Here is a 19591-nt window from a genome sequence, read left to right on the forward strand (position 1 = left end):
ATATTGCACTTCCGATTAATAGGAGTATTAATTATGGACGTCATACTAGTTAGAAAAAGCTTTGAAAAAAGCAATCATACGCAATTAGCGCAATCAATTTTTGTGCCTGTTGCATTTGTCTCAATGTTGACTGTAGCAAGTGTAGGCTACTCAGCTTATAATCATAGCGGTAATAATGCTAATCCGCAAAATGATCTTGAAAATTTAGCATTACATGTAAGTAGTGAGCAAGATAGATTAAATCAATGGGGTCAAGATTTAGTTAATAATGAATCTGACCAAATTAATCTTAGTATATCTTGGGATCAAGTAATTAGTGGACAATCACAAATTGCTAGCCGTTCCTTATCTAGTGGTAATTCATCTAAAATAAATGATGTTAAGCCTTCTATTAAAATAATTTCTGCAAAAATTTTACAGAAATATCGTCATAGACGGATGGGTACTTTACCTAATGGTTGGCCTTTAAAGCAAGGTCGTGTTTCTTCAAAATATGGAGCTCGCGGCAGCCGTAAGCATAAAGGTATGGATATTGCGGTAAATACTGGTACGCCAGTTTTTGCAGTAGAAGCTGCTACTGTTATACGTTCAAAATATGTTCGTGGTTATGGAAATTTAGTTGAATTAAGACATAGTGATATGTATTCAAGTCGTTATGGTCATAATAGTAAGAACATAGTCAAAAAAGGTCAACGTGTTGATAAAGGTGAAATTATTGCCTTATCAGGTAATACTGGTCGTTCAACAGGACCCCATGTCCACTTTGAAGTAAGACAGTCTGGAGTTGCTATTAATCCATTTAAATATTTGGGTGCAATGAAACATTTTTCCTTAGCTTCAAATATACCAATTTCTAAATACGTAAGAGTATCTAGTAGATAAAATTAGTGGTTGTTTAACCATGAAAATAATAATAATAACATATAGTATTTGTATTCGTCATTAATGGCGAATACGCCCCCTTCAGATTCCCTTCTTATATATAAAACATGATCAGTAAATTCTTTACCAAACTCTTCGGTAGCCGCAATGAACGGCTTGTTAAACGTATGTTCAAATCTGTGGATCAAATCAATGAATTTGAAACCACAATGGCAGCCTTAAGTGATGAACAATTAAAAGCCAAGACTGCTGAATTTCGTCAGCGTTTACAACAATCTGGAACTTCATTAGATGATTTATTACCAGAAGCTTTTGCTACGGTTCGCGAAGCCGGAAAACGTGTATTAAATATGCGTCACTTTGATGTACAACTAATAGGTGGAATGGTATTACATCAAGGTAAAATTGCTGAAATGCGTACTGGTGAAGGTAAAACCTTAGTCGCTACCTTAGCCGCTTATTTAAATGCTTTGTCTGGTAAAGGCGTTCATATCATTACAGTTAATGATTATTTAGCTACTCGTGATGCCGAATGGATGGGTAAGCTTTATGAGTTTTTGGGAATGACAACTGGTATTGTTGTTAGTAATATGTCTTCAGAAACGAAGCGTGAAGCTTATGCGGCTGATATTACTTATGGTACTAATAATGAATTTGGCTTTGATTATCTTCGTGATAACATGGCTTTTAGTATTGATGATAAAGTACAACGAGAGTTAAATTTTGTCGTTATTGATGAAGTAGATTCAATCTTAATTGATGAAGCTCGTACTCCGCTTATTATTTCAGGACCAACTAATGATAATTCAGATTTATATCAAAAGATTAATGTAATTATTCCTAATTTAAAACCACAGGAACGAGAAACTGAAAAAGATGAAGAAGTTGACGTTGCCGGCGATTATTTTATTGATGAAAAAAATAAACAAGTAACCTTGAGTGACGAGGGTCATCAACATGTTGAAGAATTGTTAGCACAAGAAAACATATTGCAAGCTGGCGATAGTTTATATGATCCAGCCAATATTAGTTTAATGCACCATGTTAATGCTGCATTACGCGCTCATACTTTATTTGAACGCGATGTTGAATATATTATTAAAGATAGTCAAATTGTAATTATTGATGAATTTACTGGTCGTCAAATGCCGGGAAGACGCTGGTCTGATGGTTTACATCAAGCCGTTGAAGCTAAAGAAAATGTGCATATTCAAAATGAAAATCAAACTTTAGCGTCTATTACTTTCCAGAATTTATTTCGCTTATATAATAAATTATCCGGTATGACCGGAACTGCTGATACTGAAGCATTTGAATTTCAACAAATTTATTCTTTAGAAGTTGTTGTAATGCCGACTAATAAGCCAATGGTACGTGATGATAAGGCTGATTTAGTTTATATGACTACTGAAGAAAAATATAGAGCCATTATTGAAGATATAAAAGATTGTCAACAACGTCAACAACCGGTATTAGTTGGTACGACATCAATTGAAAGTTCTGAATTAGTTTCGGCGGCTTTGAAGAAGGCTAAAGTTACACACCAAGTATTGAATGCAAAATATCATAAGCAAGAAGCTAAAATTATTACACAAGCTGGTCGTCCCGGGGCTGTAACAATTGCGACTAACATGGCTGGGCGTGGTACTGATATTGTTTTAGGTGGTAGTCTGGAAGCTGAGATGAAAGAACTTGGTAAAAGTCCGAAACCGGAGAAAGTCGAAAAATTAAATCAAGATTGGCAACAACGTCATGCTACAGTTCTTGAGAATGGTGGTTTGCATATTATTGGTACCGAACGTCATGAATCACGACGTATTGATAATCAGTTACGTGGGCGTTCTGGACGGCAAGGTGATCCGGGTTCTAGTCGCTTTTATTTGTCTTTAGAAGATAATTTAATGCGCATTTTTGCTTCTGATCGTATGGCTGGTTTAATGCAAAAGCTAGGCATGGAAAAAGATGAGGCGATTGAACATTCTTGGGTAACAAAGGCGATTGAAAACGCTCAACGTAAAGTCGAAGGGCGTAATTTTGATATGCGTAAGCAATTGCTTGAATATGATGATATTTCTAATGATCAGCGTAAAATTATTTATCAACAACGCAATGAGTTAATGGCAAGTGATTCTATTGCAGATAATATTATTAGAATTCGTCATGATGTGTTAAGGAAACTTATTGATTCTTATATTCCACCACAAAGTTTGGAAGAGTTATGGGAAATTCCTTCACTCGAAACTGCAATTAAAGAAGACTTTGATTTAGAATTGCCAATTAAAAAATGGTTAGATGAAGATGATAATTTGCATGAAGAACCATTACGTAAAAAAATAGAACAGGCTATTGTTGATGCTTATTTAGAAAAAGAAAAAGTGGTAGGTAGTGAAGTTGCACGTCATTTTGAAAAATCTATCATGTTACAAATTCTGGATAGTCATTGGAAAGAACATTTAGCCGCTATGGATTATTTACGTCAAAGTATTCATTTGCGTGGCTATGCACAAAAAAATCCTAAACATGAATATAAGCGTGAAGCATTTGAAATGTTTTCTCAAATGCTTGAGCGAATTAAGCGTGAAGTGATTAGTATAGTTTCTAAAGTACAGATTAATAATGAAACTGAAGCTGAATCTGAACAGCGTCAACAATTACCAGATATGCAATTTCAACATGCTCAAGTAGAAGGTTTAACTAATGAGTTGGCAGAAGATGTTGAAGAAGTAGAAGCTGCTGAAGAGAAACCACAACCTTTTGTCAGAAAAGACAAAAAAATTGGTCGTAATGAACCTTGCCCTTGCGGTTCCGGTAAGAAATATAAACAATGTCATGGTAAAATTACTTAATAAATATGGTTGTTAATGGAATTAAATTGGGTACGGCTTGTGCCCAAATTAAACAGGCTGAACGCGATGATTTAGCTTTACTGGAATTAGCACCAGAAAGCACTTGCGCGGCTGTTTTTACTCGTAATGCTTTTTGTGCTGCTCCTGTTACTGTGGCACGTCAACACTTAGCTGCTACTAATCCACGATATTTGTTGATTAATTCTGGTAATGCTAATGCTGGTACAGGATTGGATGGTTTACGCGATGCTCTGAGTTGTTGCGAAGCGGTAGCAAAATTAACTAATTGTGCTGTGAATGAGGTGTTGCCATTTTCTACTGGTGTAATTGGGCAAGCTTTACCGGTAGAAAAAATAAAAGCGGCTTTACCAGCGGCAGTTGCTGCACTTGATAGTGATGCTTGGCAACAAGCCGCTGAAGCTATAATGACTACTGATACTGTGGCTAAGTTAGCTTCGGTAACAGAACCTTTTGCTATCATAGGTATTGCCAAAGGTTCAGGCATGATTAAGCCTGATATGGCAACAATGTTATCTTATGTTGCCACTGATGTAAAAGCACCAGCGTCAGTATTACAAGCGGCACTGAATCAAGCGGTAGAAAAAAGCTTTAATCGTATTACAATTGATAGCGATACATCTACTAATGATGCTTGTGTTCTAATTGCAACTGGCAAAGGTGTAGCTATTGATAACACCGATCATCCAGCCTTTGTGGATTTTTGCAAAGCTGTTACTGATATTTGTCTTCAATTAGCGCAAGCTATTGTGCGTGATGGTGAAGGTGCAACGAAATTTATCACAGTATCAGTAGAACAAGCGGCGACTAAGCAAGAATGCCTTGATGTAGCTTATACTATTGCACATTCACCCCTAGTAAAAACAGCATTTTTTGCTAGTGATCCCAATTGGGGGCGTATATTGGCAGCAGTAGGTAGATCTGGAATTGAGCAATTTGATATTAATGCGGTTAAAATTTACCTTGATGATGTTTGTATAGTCGAAAATGGCGGAGTTGCTGAGACTTATACAGAACAACAGGGGCAAGAAGTTATGAATAAAACTGATATAAAAATTACTGTTTTATTAGGGCGCGGTGAATCTCAAGATGCTGTTTATACATCTGATTTGTCTTATGATTATGTGAAGATTAATGCTGAATATCGGACTTAATCACCATGCCAACAATTGATAATTTATTACAAGGTTCTACACTCAAAGAACAATACGCCTTAATTTACACGCCAAGTCGTAAACGAAAGCGTTTTGCTGCCAATTGCGTTTTTCCTGAAGTTGACAAGGAAAGCGCGTTGGCAAATGCTGACTCTCAACAGCATTTATATCCTGCATTAATTTGTGGACCCTCTAAATCTTCTGAAGGGTTTATGTTGTATTATTTAATTCAGTGGCTTGATACACAAGAAAAAATGTTATAATATAAGATATGTTTTTAAATGTATGGAAGACCATTTTTAGCACAACGTTAAGATAACAAATTTCAATTGAGTCAGATCTAATGAGGGTTGATTTATCGGTTTGTGAAAATCACTTTTTCTATCATCGCTTCTCCGCTTTCATTGCGTCTGTATATCAATTCGGCATCGTATTTTGCCGCTGGTTCATATTTGCCTTGGTTGTAGATGCTATCAAATATTATTTTTAGGCTTTCCATTATTCTTTCTCCGTCGGCTGGTTTGGTTTTTACTGTTCCTCCATTGTTAGTTATCGCGCTTAGCCAGTTGTTTAGTCTGTCTGGTATGTTGTTTGATGAAAATGGGCTTAGTGTTGCTATTTTTATTTATACATTTTTGTTGTTCTCCTCTGTATTTGTATTGGTATTCTGAGCATGTCCATTCTTGTACGTTACCTAGCATGTCATATAATCCAAAGGGATTCACTGGAAAGGAGCCTACTGGGGCTGTATATTTAAAGCTATCTCTACAATTTAAACATAAAATAAGCCAACTCTTTGAGAATGTAATAAACGATTACCAAAATTATCAATTGTGTCATCCATTTCGATTTGATTTAAGTTTTAGGCGCACTATGAGCTGCTGGAATTAATATTGTTAATATTAGTAATATTTTTAATTTCATAATTTCTTTATTCTCGTTCCCACGTTGGAGCTTCAATACCATTAATTCGTAGTTTTTTTGTAGGGTGGGTAGAGCGATAAGCGAAACCCACCAATCATGTCAAATGGTGGGTTTAGCTTCGCTGACTTCGTATCGCTTCGCTCTACCCACCCTACAAAAACTAGGAGAGTTTTTATAGTTGCATAAATATAAAGTCTTTAAATCCACCGCTGCCGGCTTGTGAGACGGTTTTTTGTCTGTTGCCAGTTAGTTGGGTTACATAGTTTGATACGTAGGCATCTAGTTCTTTGAACATGATTTTTCCATGATCTTCGTCGAAGATGTCTGCTTTGCCTTTTAAGCCTTTTAGTAGGCTATAGGTAAATACTCCATGCCCTAGCTTGTCCATTTCTATGGATACATTGTCTGCATCTGTGGCACAATGCACTATTATATTTTGATCTGCTGAATCTTTCAATAGTCGTGGGTTGAAGGCGTTGCCGGCGTGGCATGTGTTTATTAGTAAGATTTTTCGCCCTAAGCCTTGGACTAGTGCGTTTTGTATTTTTTGCCATGATACAAGACTATTTTTATCCATTTGGGAGCCACGACGTTTTGCATCTCTGGGTATTAGGTAGTAGTCTTTGCCTATGTTCATGCCGTGTCCTGATAGAAATATTATACTAGTATCTTTGGCTTTTGCTTTGCTTAGTTGTTTTAGAGCTTGTTCAATATTGTTCTTAGTTGGCATTTTGCCGTTATTGTCTGATAGTAGTTTGGCTTTTATGCCGCTATAGAGTTTTTTGCCTTTTGTTTGTAGTAGTTTATGTATTGCTTCTGCGTCTTTGGCTGGCTCCTGCATATTGCAAGTTTAATTCGGCACTGGTGATACCAATGCTATTTTTGGCTCTGATGGTGATTCTATTGTTGCCAGTTTCTAAGGGAATTTCTATGGTTTTTGTGTGTTGTTGCATCATTGGGTGCATTTTACGGATTCTATGTGGTGTGACTTCACGTCCATTTATATAAACCATAAATTTTTCAATTGCTACGGTATTTGCCGCTATTTTTAGTTTAACTGGCACTATTCCTGTTGTGACGCGAGTACCACTGCGAGGTGATATTATTTGAAATTTAGGTGGTAATTTGCGTGTTAGGATGTTTAGATTGAAGTCAGTATTTTCTGCTTGAGCTAGGGCTTGTTTGGCACTGCCTAGCTTTATCAACTCCTTTATTGATCTGCCAACCAATCATTTTATCGCCATTAGGCGAAGAAGCATAATGCCCACTAGGAGTCCAAACTACCCATTCTCCATTGCTTCCATGAAATAGGGTTAATAAATTTTCCCGCGTTCTGACATTCCAAAGCCGCACCGTTTGATCAGCAGCACCAGAAACCAAGAAACGTCCATCTGCTGAAACTGCCACTGCCCAAACATCGCCAGTATGTCCAACATAATCGCCGATTTTAGAACCATTGCGTTGGTAGGCTGTTATAACTCCGTGACTTCCGCCGCTGATGATGGTTTGTCCGTTGGGTGTGAAGGTGTAGGAACTATGAATATAACCATCAGTACTACCGCGTTCAATGCTGGCAATGGTGCGGTTTTGGTTTTTAATGTCAAGGATGGCATTATTACAAATACTAGCACCAACACCCCGCAGCCGCTGTTTGAGTGTGCCATCGCGCCGATTCCAGATGTGAATTTCTTTATTTGAACCACCACCTGTAGCAATTACAACGTTGTCATGTTGTTTATAGGTGACTATTTCCTTGCCGCTGGGATAAGATCATACATGACAATGCATTTTGCCTGAACCAACACCAGACACCAAATAACCACCATCAGGACTAAAGGACAAACTACCAACAACTGTGCCTTGATTAGCCAAGGTTTTAATAAACTGCCCTGTTTTTCCATCCCATATGCGAATAGTGTGATCCTTACTTCCAGAAGCTATTGTGCCATTTTTAGGAGATATTGCCACTGATCTTACTTTATTAGTATGTCCTTGCAATTTAGCTATCAGCTTACCATTTTTTACTCGCCACAAACGCAAACTATGATCATAACTACCAGTTATTACCACACGCTTAGAATCGGGAGTAAAGGCTACAGCGTAGATGTTATTTGTATGTCCTTTTAGAGTGTGTAGTTGCTGCTTTTGATTGATGTCCCAAATAATGGCATTTTTATCAGCACTACCTGACACTAAATAGCGGCTATTGGGGGAAAATGCTAATCCTAAAACAACATTAGTATGCCCTTTAAGCAGCGTCACTAACTTGCCGGTGGGGAAGTTATAGAGGCGGATTTCATCATTTTTCATCCATCCCCCCGCCGAGACTAAATAACGACCATCGGAGGTGAATGTTACATCTTTAATCTTAGACTTATGTCCGCCCGGATCAATTTGTAGGATGGGAGGGGCGGTGGTTGTTGTTTTAGGTTTTGGTGGGTCTTTTATTACTTCATTGCATGATGTCAGGATTAATAGAGTTAAGCCTAGAGTTAGAACAGACCTGACAGGTTTTAAAAACCTGTCAGGTCTAATTCGGGTTGGATTTAAGGGTTTGATAGTCATTTGTTTGTTCCTTATCTAATTTAGGGTGTCTATTATAGTATAAGTTATATTTCATTGTCTGAATCAGGATTTGCAGGATTTTAGAATTTACAGGATTTTTTTTCTACGAGCTTCATTTCTGTAAATCCTAAAATTTTGTAAATTCTGATTCAGACAATGAAAGGAATAATATAAATCCGTTGTACTAAATATACTATACCTATATAATCCCTGCTTATTTAAATTTATTGAGCAGATGTATTTTATGCCAAGACAATTGAGCCGCCAAATTATCATGATCGACTATTAATTCAGCTTCATGTACTTCAGCAACCATGTAATAATCATTAAGTGAATTATCAAATATATAAGCTCGATTAACCAGCAAACAAGCATTAAATAGTTGCTCCATAGTCCTTTTATAACGTGGCACTATTTTTTCTTCTGGCACACCATGACCACCTAATTTTTCACGGTTCTTAACACGTTCTTTATTTATATCAGAATGTTCTACACCAATAAAATAAAGATAAGTCCGATAGCCGGCTATTTTTGCCCGCTTTAAAAAATCTAAATGGGAAGAGTGCGACATAACACTTTCGTATGTCATAGATTGACCTTCAAGCAACAATTGCTCCCTTTGCAATACTGCAACCTGTTGTGCTTTCTTCGCACGTGTAAGTTCTTCACCTTCTAATGTCTGAGCTATTTCATCTGGGTTCACATAAACACCTAAGCTAACATGTTCTTGCAAAATATCTGCGGTAAAGGTTGACTTGCCAGACCCATTAGGGCCGCAATCTTGGCCTACCCATTGCCATAATATTATCCTTCAAGATTTTGAAGAGGTTCTATATGCCCATTTGGATAAACCCAAACAATCTGCCCATCTCGAAGTTCGGTTACACGAAATCCATGTTGTTTGGCATTATGATATGCCTTTCTACCTGCCCGAGAAGCAATCGTTTTAAGTTCATCAATAGTTAAATCTTCAATATTTTTGCCTGCTACCTTAGTTAAATCAACTTGATTATTCATTGTATTGTTACTCACTTCAGTTATTTTCGTAGGTTGAGCTGCATTGACTCAATATTCATATTTTTAATTTTAAAGCCCTGAAGGGGCTATATTATGATTCAGATCAACCAACCACGCCTAAAACCCAAAGCCGCTAATGGTATAATCAACAATATTAACCAATAACCCTGTTCTTCCCAGCTAGCATGAGTTGCATCTGTCAATTTGCCCTCATTATTAAAATGTTTGGCTTTTAATAATATATCTAAGTCTTCATCATCAGCAGTTAATTCTACATAATTGCCTCCACCTAGCATCGCTAATTTTTGTAACTTATCTTGCTTATTAATTGCTAATACAGATACAGCATAGCCTTGAGCTTTTAATTCACGCGCTTGAGCGAAGCTTTGTTCTTTATAACCTAGTTCATCTGTTATTAATAACACTTCTCCTCCCACCTTAGCTGTTGTCAATAACTGTTTTGCTTCTGCTAAGGCAAAGCCAGTTTGCTTATCTTTCACTGGTATCCAATCAGTATCTAAGCTATGAACAATATGAGCAATAGTTGCATTATCATCAGTCAGAGGTGATACAACATGAGGGCGAGCAGCAAATATAATTAAAGCAGTTTGCCCTTCTTGCCGCCGCTTTAGAATATCTAAAATTTTATATTTGGCTTTTTCAAAACGCGATGGTTTTATGAATGTATCTAATACTAATACCAGAGCAGCTTCAGAACGATATACAGACTGTAAAGAACTTGACCAAGTTGGTCCTGCTAAAGCTAAAACTGTTAATAACCAAGCAGTTGCTAAAAACATCAAGCCCAAAGTTTTTTGGCTTTGCCCTACATTTACCAATAAATACTCTAATAAATGAGCATCTACCACTTTCTGCCATGAATTATTAGCAGTTGGTGCTTTTCGCCATAACCAGATTATCAGTAATCCTAATGGAATTATTGACAATAACCAAAGTGGTCTAATAAAATGAAATTGTTCTAGCATCAGTTATCCTTTGTAACCAGCATCCGATCAACATTTTGAAATCCGCGCGGTAATTTTTGCCCACGCCGACTACGTTCTCCAGTATAAGCTTCAATGTCACGAGCTTTGAGAGTTAGATGACGTTTACCAACATATATTGTTATTATATCTGTTTCTGGTTGTAATTGATTTAGAGCTATTATTTTTTCTTGATTTTTATTTTTCGCTGGAATATTGAGCAATTTTACTCCTTTACCTTTACTTAAACGCGGTAATTCTGTTAGTGAAACTATAGATAAATAGCCGGCACTGGTAAGCACTGCATAGTATTTATTTTCTATATCTGTGATTTTTACTGGTGCTAATATTTTGGCGTTATTTAAACTTAAAATAGCTTTGCCAGCTTTGTTTTTAGTGTATAAGTTTTCTAAGCTGGTAATAAAACCATATCCTGCTTCAGAAGCTAATAAATAATCAGTATTTGGTTCTCCTAATAATACATGGACAAATCCTACACTATTTGGAGGTGTAAAACGTCCAGCTAAAGGTTCACCTAAGCCGCGTGCTGATGGTAAAGTATGAGCAGGTGTTGAATAGCTACGCCCATTAGTATCTATAAATACTGCTTGTTGATTGCTAATTCCTTGATAAGCATCAGCAAATTCATCACCAGCCCGATAGTTTAAACTACGTGGATCAATTTCATGACTCTTAGCAGCTCTGACTAATCCTTTAGCAGATAAAATCACCGTAACAGGCTCAGAAGCAACCAGTTTAGTTTCATCAAAAGCTTGTGCTTGTTGACGTTCAATTAGAGGCGAACGGCGTGGTTGATCATATTTTTTTGCATCCGCCTTAAGTTCTTTTAAAATTAAGTTTTTAAGCTTAGTCTCAGATTTTAAGGTTGTTTCAAGAATTTTAGCTTCTTTAGATAGTGTAGTTTCTTCAGCTTTAAGTTTATTTTGTTCTAATTTTGCTAATTGACGCAGTTTTAATTCTAAAATCGCATCTGCTTGTATTTCACTTAGATCAAATTGTGTTTTTAATAGTTGTTTAGGCTTATCTTCGTCACGAATAATCGTTATTATGTCATCAAGATTTAAATAAGCGATTAATAATCCTTCAAGCAAATGTAAGCGTTTTTGGATTTTTTCTAGGCGATATGTTAAGCGACGACGTACAGTTAGAGTTCTATAATCTAGCCATTCTGAAAGAATCATTTGCAGATTTTTTACTTGTGGGCGATTATCTAATCCAATCATATTCAGATTGACACGATAACTACGTTCTAAATCTGTGGTAGCAAATAAATGTGTCATTACAATTTCAGCATTTATGCGCTTAGATTTAGGCATTATGACAATACGCACTGGATTTTCATGATCAGATTCATCACGTATATCTTCGATCATCGGCAATTTTTTCGCAGTCATTTGCTCAGCGATTTGAGTAATGATTTTACTACCAGATGTTTGATGTGGTAATGCTACGATTACAATATCCTCACGTTCGCGGATATAAGTTCCTCGCATCCTGACAGAACCTTTGCCGCTTTCATACATTTTTAATAAATCAGCGGCTGGAGTAATAATTTCTGCATCAGTAGGATAATCAGGAGCTGGTATATAAGCACATAAATCAGCGACGCTGGCATCAGGATGTTTTAACAAATGAATAGATGCTGCTACTATTTCAGAAATATTATGCGGTGGAATGTCGGTTGCCATTCCAACCGCAATACCAGTAGTGCCATTTAATAAAATATGTGGCAAACGGGCTGGCAATAAAGTTGGTTCATGCAAACTACCATCAAAATTATCTTGCCAATCAGTTGTACCTTGCCCTAATTCACTTAATAATAACTCAGTAAAAGCGGATAAGCGCGATTCGGTATAACGCATAGCGGCAAAAGATTTAGGATCATCCATTGAACCCCAATTACCTTGCCCATCCACCAAGGGATAACGATAAGAAAAATCTTGTGCCATTAAAACCATCGCCTCATAACAAGCCATATCACCATGAGGATGGAATTTACCTAGAACATCACCTACAGTTCGCGCGGATTTTTTATATTTACTAGTAGCTTTTAAGCCTAATTCAGACATAGCATAAATAATACGCCGCTGAACCGGTTTTAATCCATCACCAATATGAGGTAAAGCGCGATCTAAAATGACATACATAGCATAGTCAAGATAGGCTTTTTCAGTAAATTGATGTACAGAAACACGTTCTATTTCTTCTTCAGAGACAAGAATTGATTGCATAATTTTATTAAAATTTCACCTATTGATATAATTAGACTATTATAATCGCTATTATCACTATCAGTCATGAAATTAAATAATTATGAAAAAGTTTTTTAACACTGCTGGAGCTTGCGTGCCAGAAAAGCATTATATGCTTACAAATGATTTTACCAATCTAAAAAAATTGATTGACAATGAACGCTATTTCATCCTACACGCGCCACGTCAAACTGGTAAAACCACATTAATGTTGCAATTGATGGAACATATCAATAAGCAAGATCAATATATTGCACTATATATAAATGTAGAAGTAGCACAAGCTTGGCGTAATAATGTTATCGAAGTTAATAAAACAATTATTAATGAACTCCGTATTCAAACCGAAATATATTTACCAATAGAATATCAACCATCAGCAGCTTGTTTTGAAAATATTAACAATGAATTTTCTGTATTCTTGATGCGATGGTGTTTAGAACTTTCAAAACCTTTAATATTATTCATGGATGAAGTCGATGCCCTGATTGGTGATGGCTTAATTTCGGTTTTACGCCAATTGCGTAGCGGCTATACTAAACGCCCACGCGCTTTTCCTCATGCTTTATGTATGATAGGATTACGTGATATTCGAGATTATAGAATCTATTCGGATTCTTCACAGCGTTATATTGTTGGTGGTTCAGCCTTTAATATTAAAGAAAAATCAATTCGCCTAGAAGATTTTACTTATGAACAAGTAAAAGAACTATACGCACAACATACAGAAGCAACTGGTCAAAATTTTACTCATCATGCCTTGCAACAAGTTTTTGAACTAACCCAAGGGCAACCGTGGTTAGTAAACGCTTTAGCTAGAGAATTATGTTTTGATGATTATGCCATTGCTTGGGAAAAAACCATCAATAAAACTGATGTAAATAATGCTGCTGAAATTTTGATCAAGCGTCGCGATGTGCATTTAGATCAATTAGCAGACAAATTGACAGAACCAAGAGTAGAACGGGTTATTCAATCAATCTTAATTGGCGAAGAAATAGAAAATACCAATCTGAATGAAGATAAACAATACTTAATTGATTTAGGATTAATTCGATTAGGAAAACAAGGATTAGAAATAGCCAATCCAATTTATCGTGAAGTAATTCCTAGAGAATTAACAGCTTACCGTCAAGATATGCTAGGGCAAGATCCTCAATGGTATGTAAAAGACGATGGAAAGCTGAATATTAAGAAAGTTTTAGAAGCTTATATAGAATTTTATAAAGAACATAGTGAATTAGTAACAAAACGCAAAACCTATACTGAAGCGGCTCATCATTTATTATTTATGGCATTCTTACAAAGAATAGTAAATGGTGGCGGCTATATTAGTCGAGAATACGCTGCTGGTTTAGGGCGAGTTGATTTATGTATTGATTTTGCTGAAGAAAGATTTGCTTTTGAATTAAAACTGAGTAGCAAAAAAGCCCTAACTGAAGGTACCAAACAACTAATAAATTACTTACATAGACTCAGTTTAGACAGCGGCTGGTTGATAATTTTTAATCGTAAGGCAGTTGAAGATTGGGATAAAGTTGGTGAAAGGCAAATTATAGAAGAACAAGGCAAAAGGATTGAGGTTATTTATTTGTAACTATTAAGGAGCTTTGCACTTGTTGTTGTTTTAGCCCCTTTTTATCGTATAAATGATAATTATAATAATTCAATATACATTTTTTTAAAAAAACTTTACAATTTTTTATCCTATAAAGTATAATGAAATTTCAACTTATTTATTAAATAGGATTAAATTAATGAAATTTTCACTAACGAAAGTAATTGCTATAACAATAGCAGTATTGGCAAGTTCAGTGGCTTTTGCTTCATCGCTTAATCAAGCTGCTTGGGTTCCTAATACATCTACTTATAAGTTTGGTTATAACTCTATTCCAAATATACCAGTTATCAATGCTCCAGCCGATACAGATTGGAAACGTTGGGCAATGTTGCACGATGGATCAGCATATCGCCTTTATTTTTTCAAAAAATATAGCAGAAATAAATTGTATCAATTTGCCTTTAATAGATCCAGAAATGCCTATCAATATGGTTATAAATCCATACCAGTCTTAACATTAGTGAATGCACCACGAGATGCAAATTTCCGTAGTTTTTCTATGTTACATGATGGTCGTGATTATCGTCTGTATGTAAAACAAAAAGGTAATCCAAAAGCATTATATCAATTTGCTTGGGTTCCGGGAACTAGTACTTATAAGTTTGGATATAGATCTATTCCTAAAATAGATGTAACAGGTTTTCCAAGAAATACAGATTGGAATAGATGGCAAATGTTACATGATGGTAGTGCATATCGTTTTTACGCTTTTAAGTCAGGTAGTACAACTAAGTTTTATCAAGGTGCATTTAAACGTTCTACACAAGATTATGAATATGGTTATAATTCAATTCGTGTTTTAACTTTAGTTGGTACTCCAAGAAGCAGTAATAAGAGTAGTGCAGCTATGTTACATGATGGTAGTGCTTATCGCTTTTACTTTCAAACCAGATGAATAAAAGTCCTTAAATTACAATAACATTCTATATGCAATTCCTGTAGTTTTTTTTGTGTCTTAATATGTATGCTTCAAATTCTCTCAAAGCTACTGGGCGACTATTTCCATAACCAGTAGTTTTCATACAAGGATCTTCAACACCTCGCAAGGCTCATATCCTTGTACATAAATATTCAATAATACATAGACTAAGTTTAGACAGCGGCTGGTTGAAAATTGGGATAAAGTTGGTGAAAGGCAAATTATAGAAGAGCAAGGCAAAAGGATTGAGGTTATTTGGTTATAAAATATAATAAGTCATGAAATTACAAGCATCTCAACTACATAATCACCTAAAGCAGCAAAAACTGGCTCCAATTTATTTATTAACTGGTGATGAGGCTTTGCAAATGATGGAATCTGTGGATTTAATCAGAAACTGCGCACGTCAGCAAGACTTTAGTGAGCGTGTAATTTTGACGCTAGAAACTGGATTTGATTGGAGCAGTCTTGATCAAGAGGCTAATAGTTTTTCTTTATTTGCAAATAAACGCTTATTAGAATTGCGTTTGGCTAATAAATCACCGGGCAAAGATGGTGGTGCAGCCTTAGTTGCTTATACTAAACAATTACCTGCCGATACTGTGTTATTAATTACTGCTGATAAATTAGACGCTAGTCAACAAAAAACTAAATGGTTTAAAAGTATAGAACAATCTGGAGTTGTAATACAAATATGGCCATTAAATGCGCTTGAATTACCTAGATGGATAGCGGCGCGTATGAATAAGTATGGTTTAAAACCTGATTCTGAAGTAATGAATATAATTGCAGAACGTTCAGAGGGACATTTATTAGCTTGTTCCCAAGAAATTGAAAAGTTACATTTGTTATATGGTTCTGGTCAAATTACTATAGCACAAGTAACTGAAGCAGTGGCAGATACAGCGCGTTTTCAGATATTTGATTGGGTAGATACGATGTTAGCTGGAAAAGTAAAACGTGGAATTCACCAATTAAAACATTTAGAACAAGAAGGTGTAGCAGAAATTTTAGTAGCATGGGCATTAAATAGAGAAATACGTAATTTATGTTACATAACAGCAGCCATACAAAACCGACAATCACAGGAACAAGTATTTAAGACATACCGAATTTGGAGTAACCGCAAAAGCAGTGTAAGTAACGCAATAAGACGGCACCCCCAAGCTAAAACATGGCAAGCTTTTTTGAAAGAAACAGTAGAAATTGATGCTATAATTAAAGGCGTGAAAAAAGGTAATTCTTGGGATGCTTTGCAACAATTAAGCTTGAAGGTTGCTGGGGTTAAATTGTTTAAATAAAGGCAAACCTGACAGGTTTTTAAAACCTGTCAGGTTTAGTTGCAGAAATACCATCATTTAACACCCTCAGACTAATAGCCCCCTTATCTACAGTCTGCCATATCCTAACATTACGCTGACGATATCTTTCTAAAATCTTGGGTTTTGGATGTCCAAATCTATTTCTATAACCACTAGAAAATAACGCTATTTTAGGATTTACTGCATTTAAAAATGCTTCTGTTGAGGAGGTTTTGCTACCATGATGTGGCACTATTAGTATGTCTGATCTTAATTGTTTGTTAGCATGTTTCACTAAATATCTTTCTGATCGTTTTTCAATATCTCCGGGTAATAATATTGTTCCACCTATCGCGCTCACTTTTAATACGCAACTATGATCATTCTTTTTTTTAGCGGCATAATTGGCTGGTGGATGTAAGATTTGAAAATGTACTCCATCTATTTGCCAATTTTGACCCTTTTGACAATTGTTTTTAATTAAAACCTCACTAACTGTTAAGTTTTCTAACACGCTTGCCATTCCACCTATATGATCATTATCTCCATGACTAATCACTAATTTGTCAATTTTTTTGATGCCTTTGGCGCGTAAAAATGGCACAATTACAGCTTCTCCAGTATTAAAGCCACTACAATATTTTGGTCCAGTGTCATAAACTAATACAGAATTTTTTGTACGTATTACAGCGGCTAATCCTTGCCCTACATCTAATAAATCCAACCACACTTCACCATGTTTTGGCTGAGCTGGCGGTATAAGAAATAATGGTAATAACCAAAATATACCAATCCAACGCGCTGGAAAACCACGTGGTAATAGTAAAATCGCAACACCTATCATCGCTATTATGACGCTCCATAATGGCGGAGTATGTTGTTGCCAAACAGGAAAATCTGCTAGCCAACTTATAGAAACCCATAAGGCATCAAAAATATTAGCCGCTAATTCTAATAACAAAGTTCCAAGCGTCGGTGAAACTAAAATTAAAATAGTACCTAATAAAGTCAGCGGCACTATCACAAAACTTACCCAAGGAATTGCAATAATATTAGCTACTAAACTGGTTAAAGACACATAGCCAAATATTGCCAATACAATCGGAATTAAACCCAAAGTAACTGCCCATTGAGTGCGCCAACTAGCTAACCCCCAACGACTTAATGCTGATAATCTAGCTTCATTTCTATTACTTAAAGCATATAAAATCACTGCAACTGCTGAAAAAGATAACCAAAATCCGGCTGATAATACTGATAAGGGATCCCATATTAATACTACAACCAAGGTTAAAACTAAAATACGTGAAATCGCAATATTACGAGCCAATAAAATTGCCAAAGCGGCAATAGTAAGCATAATTAAAGCGCGTTGAGTTGGTAAAGTAAAACCTGCTAATAGAGCGTAACAAGTAGCAATAAATAAACTTAAAACCACTGCAAACAGCGGCGCAGGAATGAATCGAATGAGAAAATTTGGATACAATCTAAATATACGCCGCAGAATCCAAAACAAGATAAAAGTCAGAGCGGCAAGTAAACCAACATGCAAACCAGAAATTGCGATTAAATGAGCCGTACCAGTTTTTGCCAAAACTTGCCGCTGCTGCTGACTAATCCATTGTCGTTCCCCCACAGCTAAACTAATTAAAATACCCATACTAGGCTGATCACCGATAGCTTGCCGTATTGCATCAATAATCCGATAACGCCAATAATCTATATTATATACAGAAGGCTGACTTAAAAGTTTAGCCTCAGCTTTTATTGAACCATTGGCGATAATTCCTTTTTGAAGCAAAGACATAGAATAATCACTAACACCGGGATTTCGCATCGCATGAACGCGCTTTAAACGCACAGTGAATTGCCATTTTTGCCCCGGTTGCAATGCGGTGGGAGGTTCATTAGACCAACTTAAACTAATATACTTATGCCAATTGTCTGGAGCAAAAGTAAAACGCCAACTACAAAATTTTTGCTTAGATTCTACTTTTTTAGGAATACCAATAATCGTACCTGTAAGTATGATGGTTTTCCCTTCAAGATCTTTCGGTAAGCTATGTGAATAAATATTATTCACATGCCATGCAAGCCACAATAAGACTAGAAACAATAATGAGGATTTTAAACGCATAAGCCAAATTTATTTGTAATACGAATATTTATTCTTTGATCCTTTTTGAAACTAGCAGCGGCATATTCTTGATGTTTTTTTATTTGTTCTTTTGCATTCACAATTGGCTGTAAGTCTCCAGATTCAAATGCTTCCAATATTTCTTGTTCTTCTTCATCTAGTTTATAGTTAGCCATATTCACTCTCCAATATACTTTTTTGTTGCTTTACGGCTAGGCATGATAGTTTTCAGAAATATTTCATTCTGCCTTCAGAATTTTATTCTTTTCTTGATTCCAATTATAACGTTTCATAACACTACATTATAGTACAATGTGTGCCGTTTGTACTATAATATTGATGTTAGTTACAAGTTATATATTCAACTATAACAGGCTGTGTCATATTGTTCAAATATCTCTTGGTTCGCCCCATTCTATATAGTCAAACCAATATTTTATTGAAATCCAGTGAATGGCCCATATGTTATAGCAAAGGCCATATAGACACTAAGATTTTTTTTTAAACCTAAAAAGGAGATATTATGCTGAAAATTCGTAAATTTATTACGGCAATTGCCTTATCAAGTGTATTAGGCAGCAATGTTTTGGCTGGTGAAACAGTTTCTTCACAAGCCATTTATGATTCCAAGACTAAAATCCTATATTTAGAAGGTATTTTAGTTCCATTCATCAATGAACTAAATTTTGACAGTATCAAATTTAAGAATATGTTTGATGGTGAAAAAGTTAGTGGTTATATCTTATATAACCCCAAAACTAGATCGGTCAATATACCTTGCTTCAAAGCTACCACTACTTCTCAATTTGGTGATGGATTTGAAGGAGATATCATATATTATCAGGATGTAATTATGACATCTCGGCATATAACATCTGCAATGTTTGGTATTGAAGATCTGATTGAAACTGATAGCTGTGAAAGTTCAGTAGAACCAACTGAAAAACCAAC

The 19591-nt window shown here is 35.8% G+C and carries 21 protein-coding genes; 8 read left to right on the forward strand and 13 right to left on the reverse strand.

Annotation, left to right across the window (positions count from 1 at the left end; all coding sequences use genetic code 11):
• Positions 1-33: 33 nt before the first annotated feature.
• The 4 genes from BHU68_RS09495 (at position 34) to BHU68_RS09510 (ending at position 5163) form a co-directional block, all read left to right on the forward strand.
• A complete protein-coding gene (locus tag BHU68_RS09495) occupies positions 34-882 on the forward strand; it encodes a M23 family metallopeptidase (RefSeq protein ID WP_069471297.1) in 849 nt (282 codons plus the stop codon).
• Positions 883-989: 107 nt separating this feature from the next.
• Positions 990-3728, forward strand: a complete 2739-nt coding sequence (gene secA / locus BHU68_RS09500) for a preprotein translocase subunit SecA (protein ID WP_069471298.1) — start codon at positions 990-992, stop codon at positions 3726-3728.
• Positions 3729-3733: 5 nt separating this feature from the next.
• Positions 3734-4900 carry a bifunctional glutamate N-acetyltransferase/amino-acid acetyltransferase ArgJ gene (argJ, locus tag BHU68_RS09505; protein ID WP_069471299.1) on the forward strand — a complete coding sequence of 389 codons (1167 nt, stop codon included), beginning with the start codon at positions 3734-3736 and terminating at the stop codon, positions 4898-4900.
• Positions 4901-4905: 5 nt separating this feature from the next.
• Complete coding sequence (locus BHU68_RS09510) at positions 4906-5163, forward strand: hypothetical protein (RefSeq protein ID WP_069471300.1); 258 nt, start codon at positions 4906-4908, stop codon at positions 5161-5163.
• 92 nt (positions 5164-5255) lie between these two features.
• Here the strand turns inward: BHU68_RS09510 and BHU68_RS17265 are convergent, their stop codons facing one another.
• From BHU68_RS17265 to parC, 11 genes are all read right to left on the reverse strand, one after another.
• A complete protein-coding gene (locus BHU68_RS17265; RefSeq protein ID WP_171899636.1) occupies positions 5256-5399 on the reverse strand; it encodes a hypothetical protein in 144 nt (47 codons plus the stop codon).
• A 46-nt stretch (positions 5400-5445) separates the two neighbouring features.
• Positions 5446-5709, reverse strand: coding sequence for a formylglycine-generating enzyme family protein (locus BHU68_RS16480; RefSeq protein ID WP_083234163.1), 264 nt, complete (start codon positions 5707-5709; stop codon positions 5446-5448).
• 287 nt (positions 5710-5996) lie between these two features.
• Entirely contained in the window at positions 5997-6665 is a 669-nt protein-coding gene (locus BHU68_RS09515; RefSeq protein ID WP_069471301.1) for a caspase family protein, read from the reverse strand.
• A complete protein-coding gene (locus BHU68_RS16910; RefSeq protein ID WP_141698930.1) occupies positions 6628-7029 on the reverse strand; it encodes a hypothetical protein in 402 nt (133 codons plus the stop codon). The genes BHU68_RS09515 and BHU68_RS16910 overlap by 38 nt, the downstream gene beginning before the upstream one ends.
• Entirely contained in the window at positions 6977-7366 is a 390-nt protein-coding gene (locus tag BHU68_RS17910) for a WD40 repeat domain-containing protein (protein ID WP_320409039.1), read from the reverse strand. Before BHU68_RS17910 ends, BHU68_RS16910 begins: the two co-directional genes overlap by 53 nt.
• The gene (locus tag BHU68_RS17915) at positions 7297-7488 is read right to left on the reverse strand and encodes a hypothetical protein (protein WP_253181000.1); all 192 of its coding nucleotides are present in this window, start codon (positions 7486-7488) and stop codon (positions 7297-7299) included. Before BHU68_RS17915 ends, BHU68_RS17910 begins: the two co-directional genes overlap by 70 nt.
• A 106-nt stretch (positions 7489-7594) precedes the next feature.
• The gene (locus BHU68_RS09535; RefSeq protein ID WP_069471305.1) at positions 7595-8389 is read right to left on the reverse strand and encodes a WD40 repeat domain-containing protein; all 795 of its coding nucleotides are present in this window, start codon (positions 8387-8389) and stop codon (positions 7595-7597) included.
• 214 nt (positions 8390-8603) lie between these two features.
• Positions 8604-9092: a hypothetical protein gene (locus BHU68_RS09540; protein WP_141698874.1), complete on the reverse strand. Its 489-nt coding sequence runs from the start codon at positions 9090-9092 to the stop codon at positions 8604-8606.
• Between the two features lie 101 nt (positions 9093-9193).
• Positions 9194-9406 carry a hypothetical protein gene (locus tag BHU68_RS09545; protein ID WP_069471307.1) on the reverse strand — a complete coding sequence of 71 codons (213 nt, stop codon included), beginning with the start codon at positions 9404-9406 and terminating at the stop codon, positions 9194-9196.
• A 98-nt stretch (positions 9407-9504) separates the two neighbouring features.
• The gene (locus BHU68_RS09550) at positions 9505-10392 is read right to left on the reverse strand and encodes a vWA domain-containing protein (RefSeq protein WP_069471308.1); all 888 of its coding nucleotides are present in this window, start codon (positions 10390-10392) and stop codon (positions 9505-9507) included.
• Positions 10392-12641, reverse strand: coding sequence for a DNA topoisomerase IV subunit A (parC, locus tag BHU68_RS09555; RefSeq protein ID WP_069471309.1), 2250 nt, complete (start codon positions 12639-12641; stop codon positions 10392-10394). Before parC ends, BHU68_RS09550 begins: the two co-directional genes overlap by 1 nt.
• 82 nt (positions 12642-12723) lie before the next feature.
• On the opposite strand from parC, the gene BHU68_RS09560 reads away from it, so the two are divergent.
• The 3 genes from BHU68_RS09560 to holA all read left to right on the forward strand — a co-directional run bounded on the left by BHU68_RS09560 (position 12724) and on the right by holA (position 16503).
• Positions 12724-14259, forward strand: coding sequence for an AAA-like domain-containing protein (locus BHU68_RS09560; RefSeq protein WP_069471310.1), 1536 nt, complete (start codon positions 12724-12726; stop codon positions 14257-14259).
• A 160-nt stretch (positions 14260-14419) separates the two neighbouring features.
• Positions 14420-15178: a hypothetical protein gene (locus BHU68_RS09565; protein WP_216092882.1), complete on the forward strand. Its 759-nt coding sequence runs from the start codon at positions 14420-14422 to the stop codon at positions 15176-15178.
• Positions 15179-15480: 302 nt separating this feature from the next.
• Positions 15481-16503 (forward strand): DNA polymerase III subunit delta, encoded by a 1023-nt coding sequence (gene holA / locus BHU68_RS09570; RefSeq protein ID WP_069472863.1) that lies wholly within the window; start codon positions 15481-15483, stop codon positions 16501-16503.
• Between the two features lie 19 nt (positions 16504-16522).
• Here holA and BHU68_RS09575 read toward each other — a convergent pair whose 3' ends face one another.
• Entirely contained in the window at positions 16523-18640 is a 2118-nt protein-coding gene (locus BHU68_RS09575) for a DNA internalization-related competence protein ComEC/Rec2 (RefSeq protein WP_069473063.1), read from the reverse strand.
• Positions 18631-18816, reverse strand: a complete 186-nt coding sequence (locus BHU68_RS09580) for a hypothetical protein (protein WP_069471895.1) — start codon at positions 18814-18816, stop codon at positions 18631-18633. Before BHU68_RS09580 ends, BHU68_RS09575 begins: the two co-directional genes overlap by 10 nt.
• A gap of 347 nt (positions 18817-19163) precedes the next feature.
• Here BHU68_RS09580 and BHU68_RS09585 point away from each other — a divergent pair.
• Positions 19164-19591 (forward strand): hypothetical protein (locus BHU68_RS09585; protein WP_141700078.1); only part of this gene is annotated, 428 nt, incomplete at its 3' end.

This window comes from Candidatus Marithrix sp. Canyon 246, from assembly GCF_001723685.1.
Taxonomy (GTDB): Bacteria; Pseudomonadota; Gammaproteobacteria; order Beggiatoales; family Beggiatoaceae; genus Marithrix.

Excerpts from the sequence above, each read along its gene's own strand:
- BHU68_RS09495 (WP_069471297.1), top strand. The coding sequence starts at position 34 with ATGGACGTCATACTAGTTAGAAAAAGCTTTGAAAAAAGCAATCATACG.
- secA (WP_069471298.1), top strand. The coding sequence starts at position 990 with ATGATCAGTAAATTCTTTACCAAACTCTTCGGTAGCCGCAATGAACGG.
- argJ (WP_069471299.1), top strand. The coding sequence starts at position 3,734 with ATGGTTGTTAATGGAATTAAATTGGGTACGGCTTGTGCCCAAATTAAA.
- BHU68_RS09510 (WP_069471300.1), top strand. The coding sequence starts at position 4,906 with ATGCCAACAATTGATAATTTATTACAAGGTTCTACACTCAAAGAACAA.
- BHU68_RS17265 (WP_171899636.1), bottom strand. The coding sequence starts at position 5,399 with ATGGAAAGCCTAAAAATAATATTTGATAGCATCTACAACCAAGGCAAA.
- BHU68_RS09515 (WP_069471301.1), bottom strand. The coding sequence starts at position 6,665 with ATGCAGGAGCCAGCCAAAGACGCAGAAGCAATACATAAACTACTACAA.
- BHU68_RS17915 (WP_253181000.1), bottom strand. The coding sequence starts at position 7,488 with ATGGCACACTCAAACAGCGGCTGCGGGGTGTTGGTGCTAGTATTTGTA.
- BHU68_RS09535 (WP_069471305.1), bottom strand. The coding sequence starts at position 8,389 with ATGACTATCAAACCCTTAAATCCAACCCGAATTAGACCTGACAGGTTT.
- BHU68_RS09545 (WP_069471307.1), bottom strand. The coding sequence starts at position 9,406 with ATGAATAATCAAGTTGATTTAACTAAGGTAGCAGGCAAAAATATTGAA.
- BHU68_RS09550 (WP_069471308.1), bottom strand. The coding sequence starts at position 10,392 with ATGCTAGAACAATTTCATTTTATTAGACCACTTTGGTTATTGTCAATA.
- parC (WP_069471309.1), bottom strand. The coding sequence starts at position 12,641 with ATGCAATCAATTCTTGTCTCTGAAGAAGAAATAGAACGTGTTTCTGTA.
- BHU68_RS09560 (WP_069471310.1), top strand. The coding sequence starts at position 12,724 with ATGAAAAAGTTTTTTAACACTGCTGGAGCTTGCGTGCCAGAAAAGCAT.
- BHU68_RS09565 (WP_216092882.1), top strand. The coding sequence starts at position 14,420 with ATGAAATTTTCACTAACGAAAGTAATTGCTATAACAATAGCAGTATTG.
- holA (WP_069472863.1), top strand. The coding sequence starts at position 15,481 with ATGAAATTACAAGCATCTCAACTACATAATCACCTAAAGCAGCAAAAA.
- BHU68_RS09575 (WP_069473063.1), bottom strand. The coding sequence starts at position 18,640 with ATGCGTTTAAAATCCTCATTATTGTTTCTAGTCTTATTGTGGCTTGCA.
- BHU68_RS09580 (WP_069471895.1), bottom strand. The coding sequence starts at position 18,816 with ATGGCTAACTATAAACTAGATGAAGAAGAACAAGAAATATTGGAAGCA.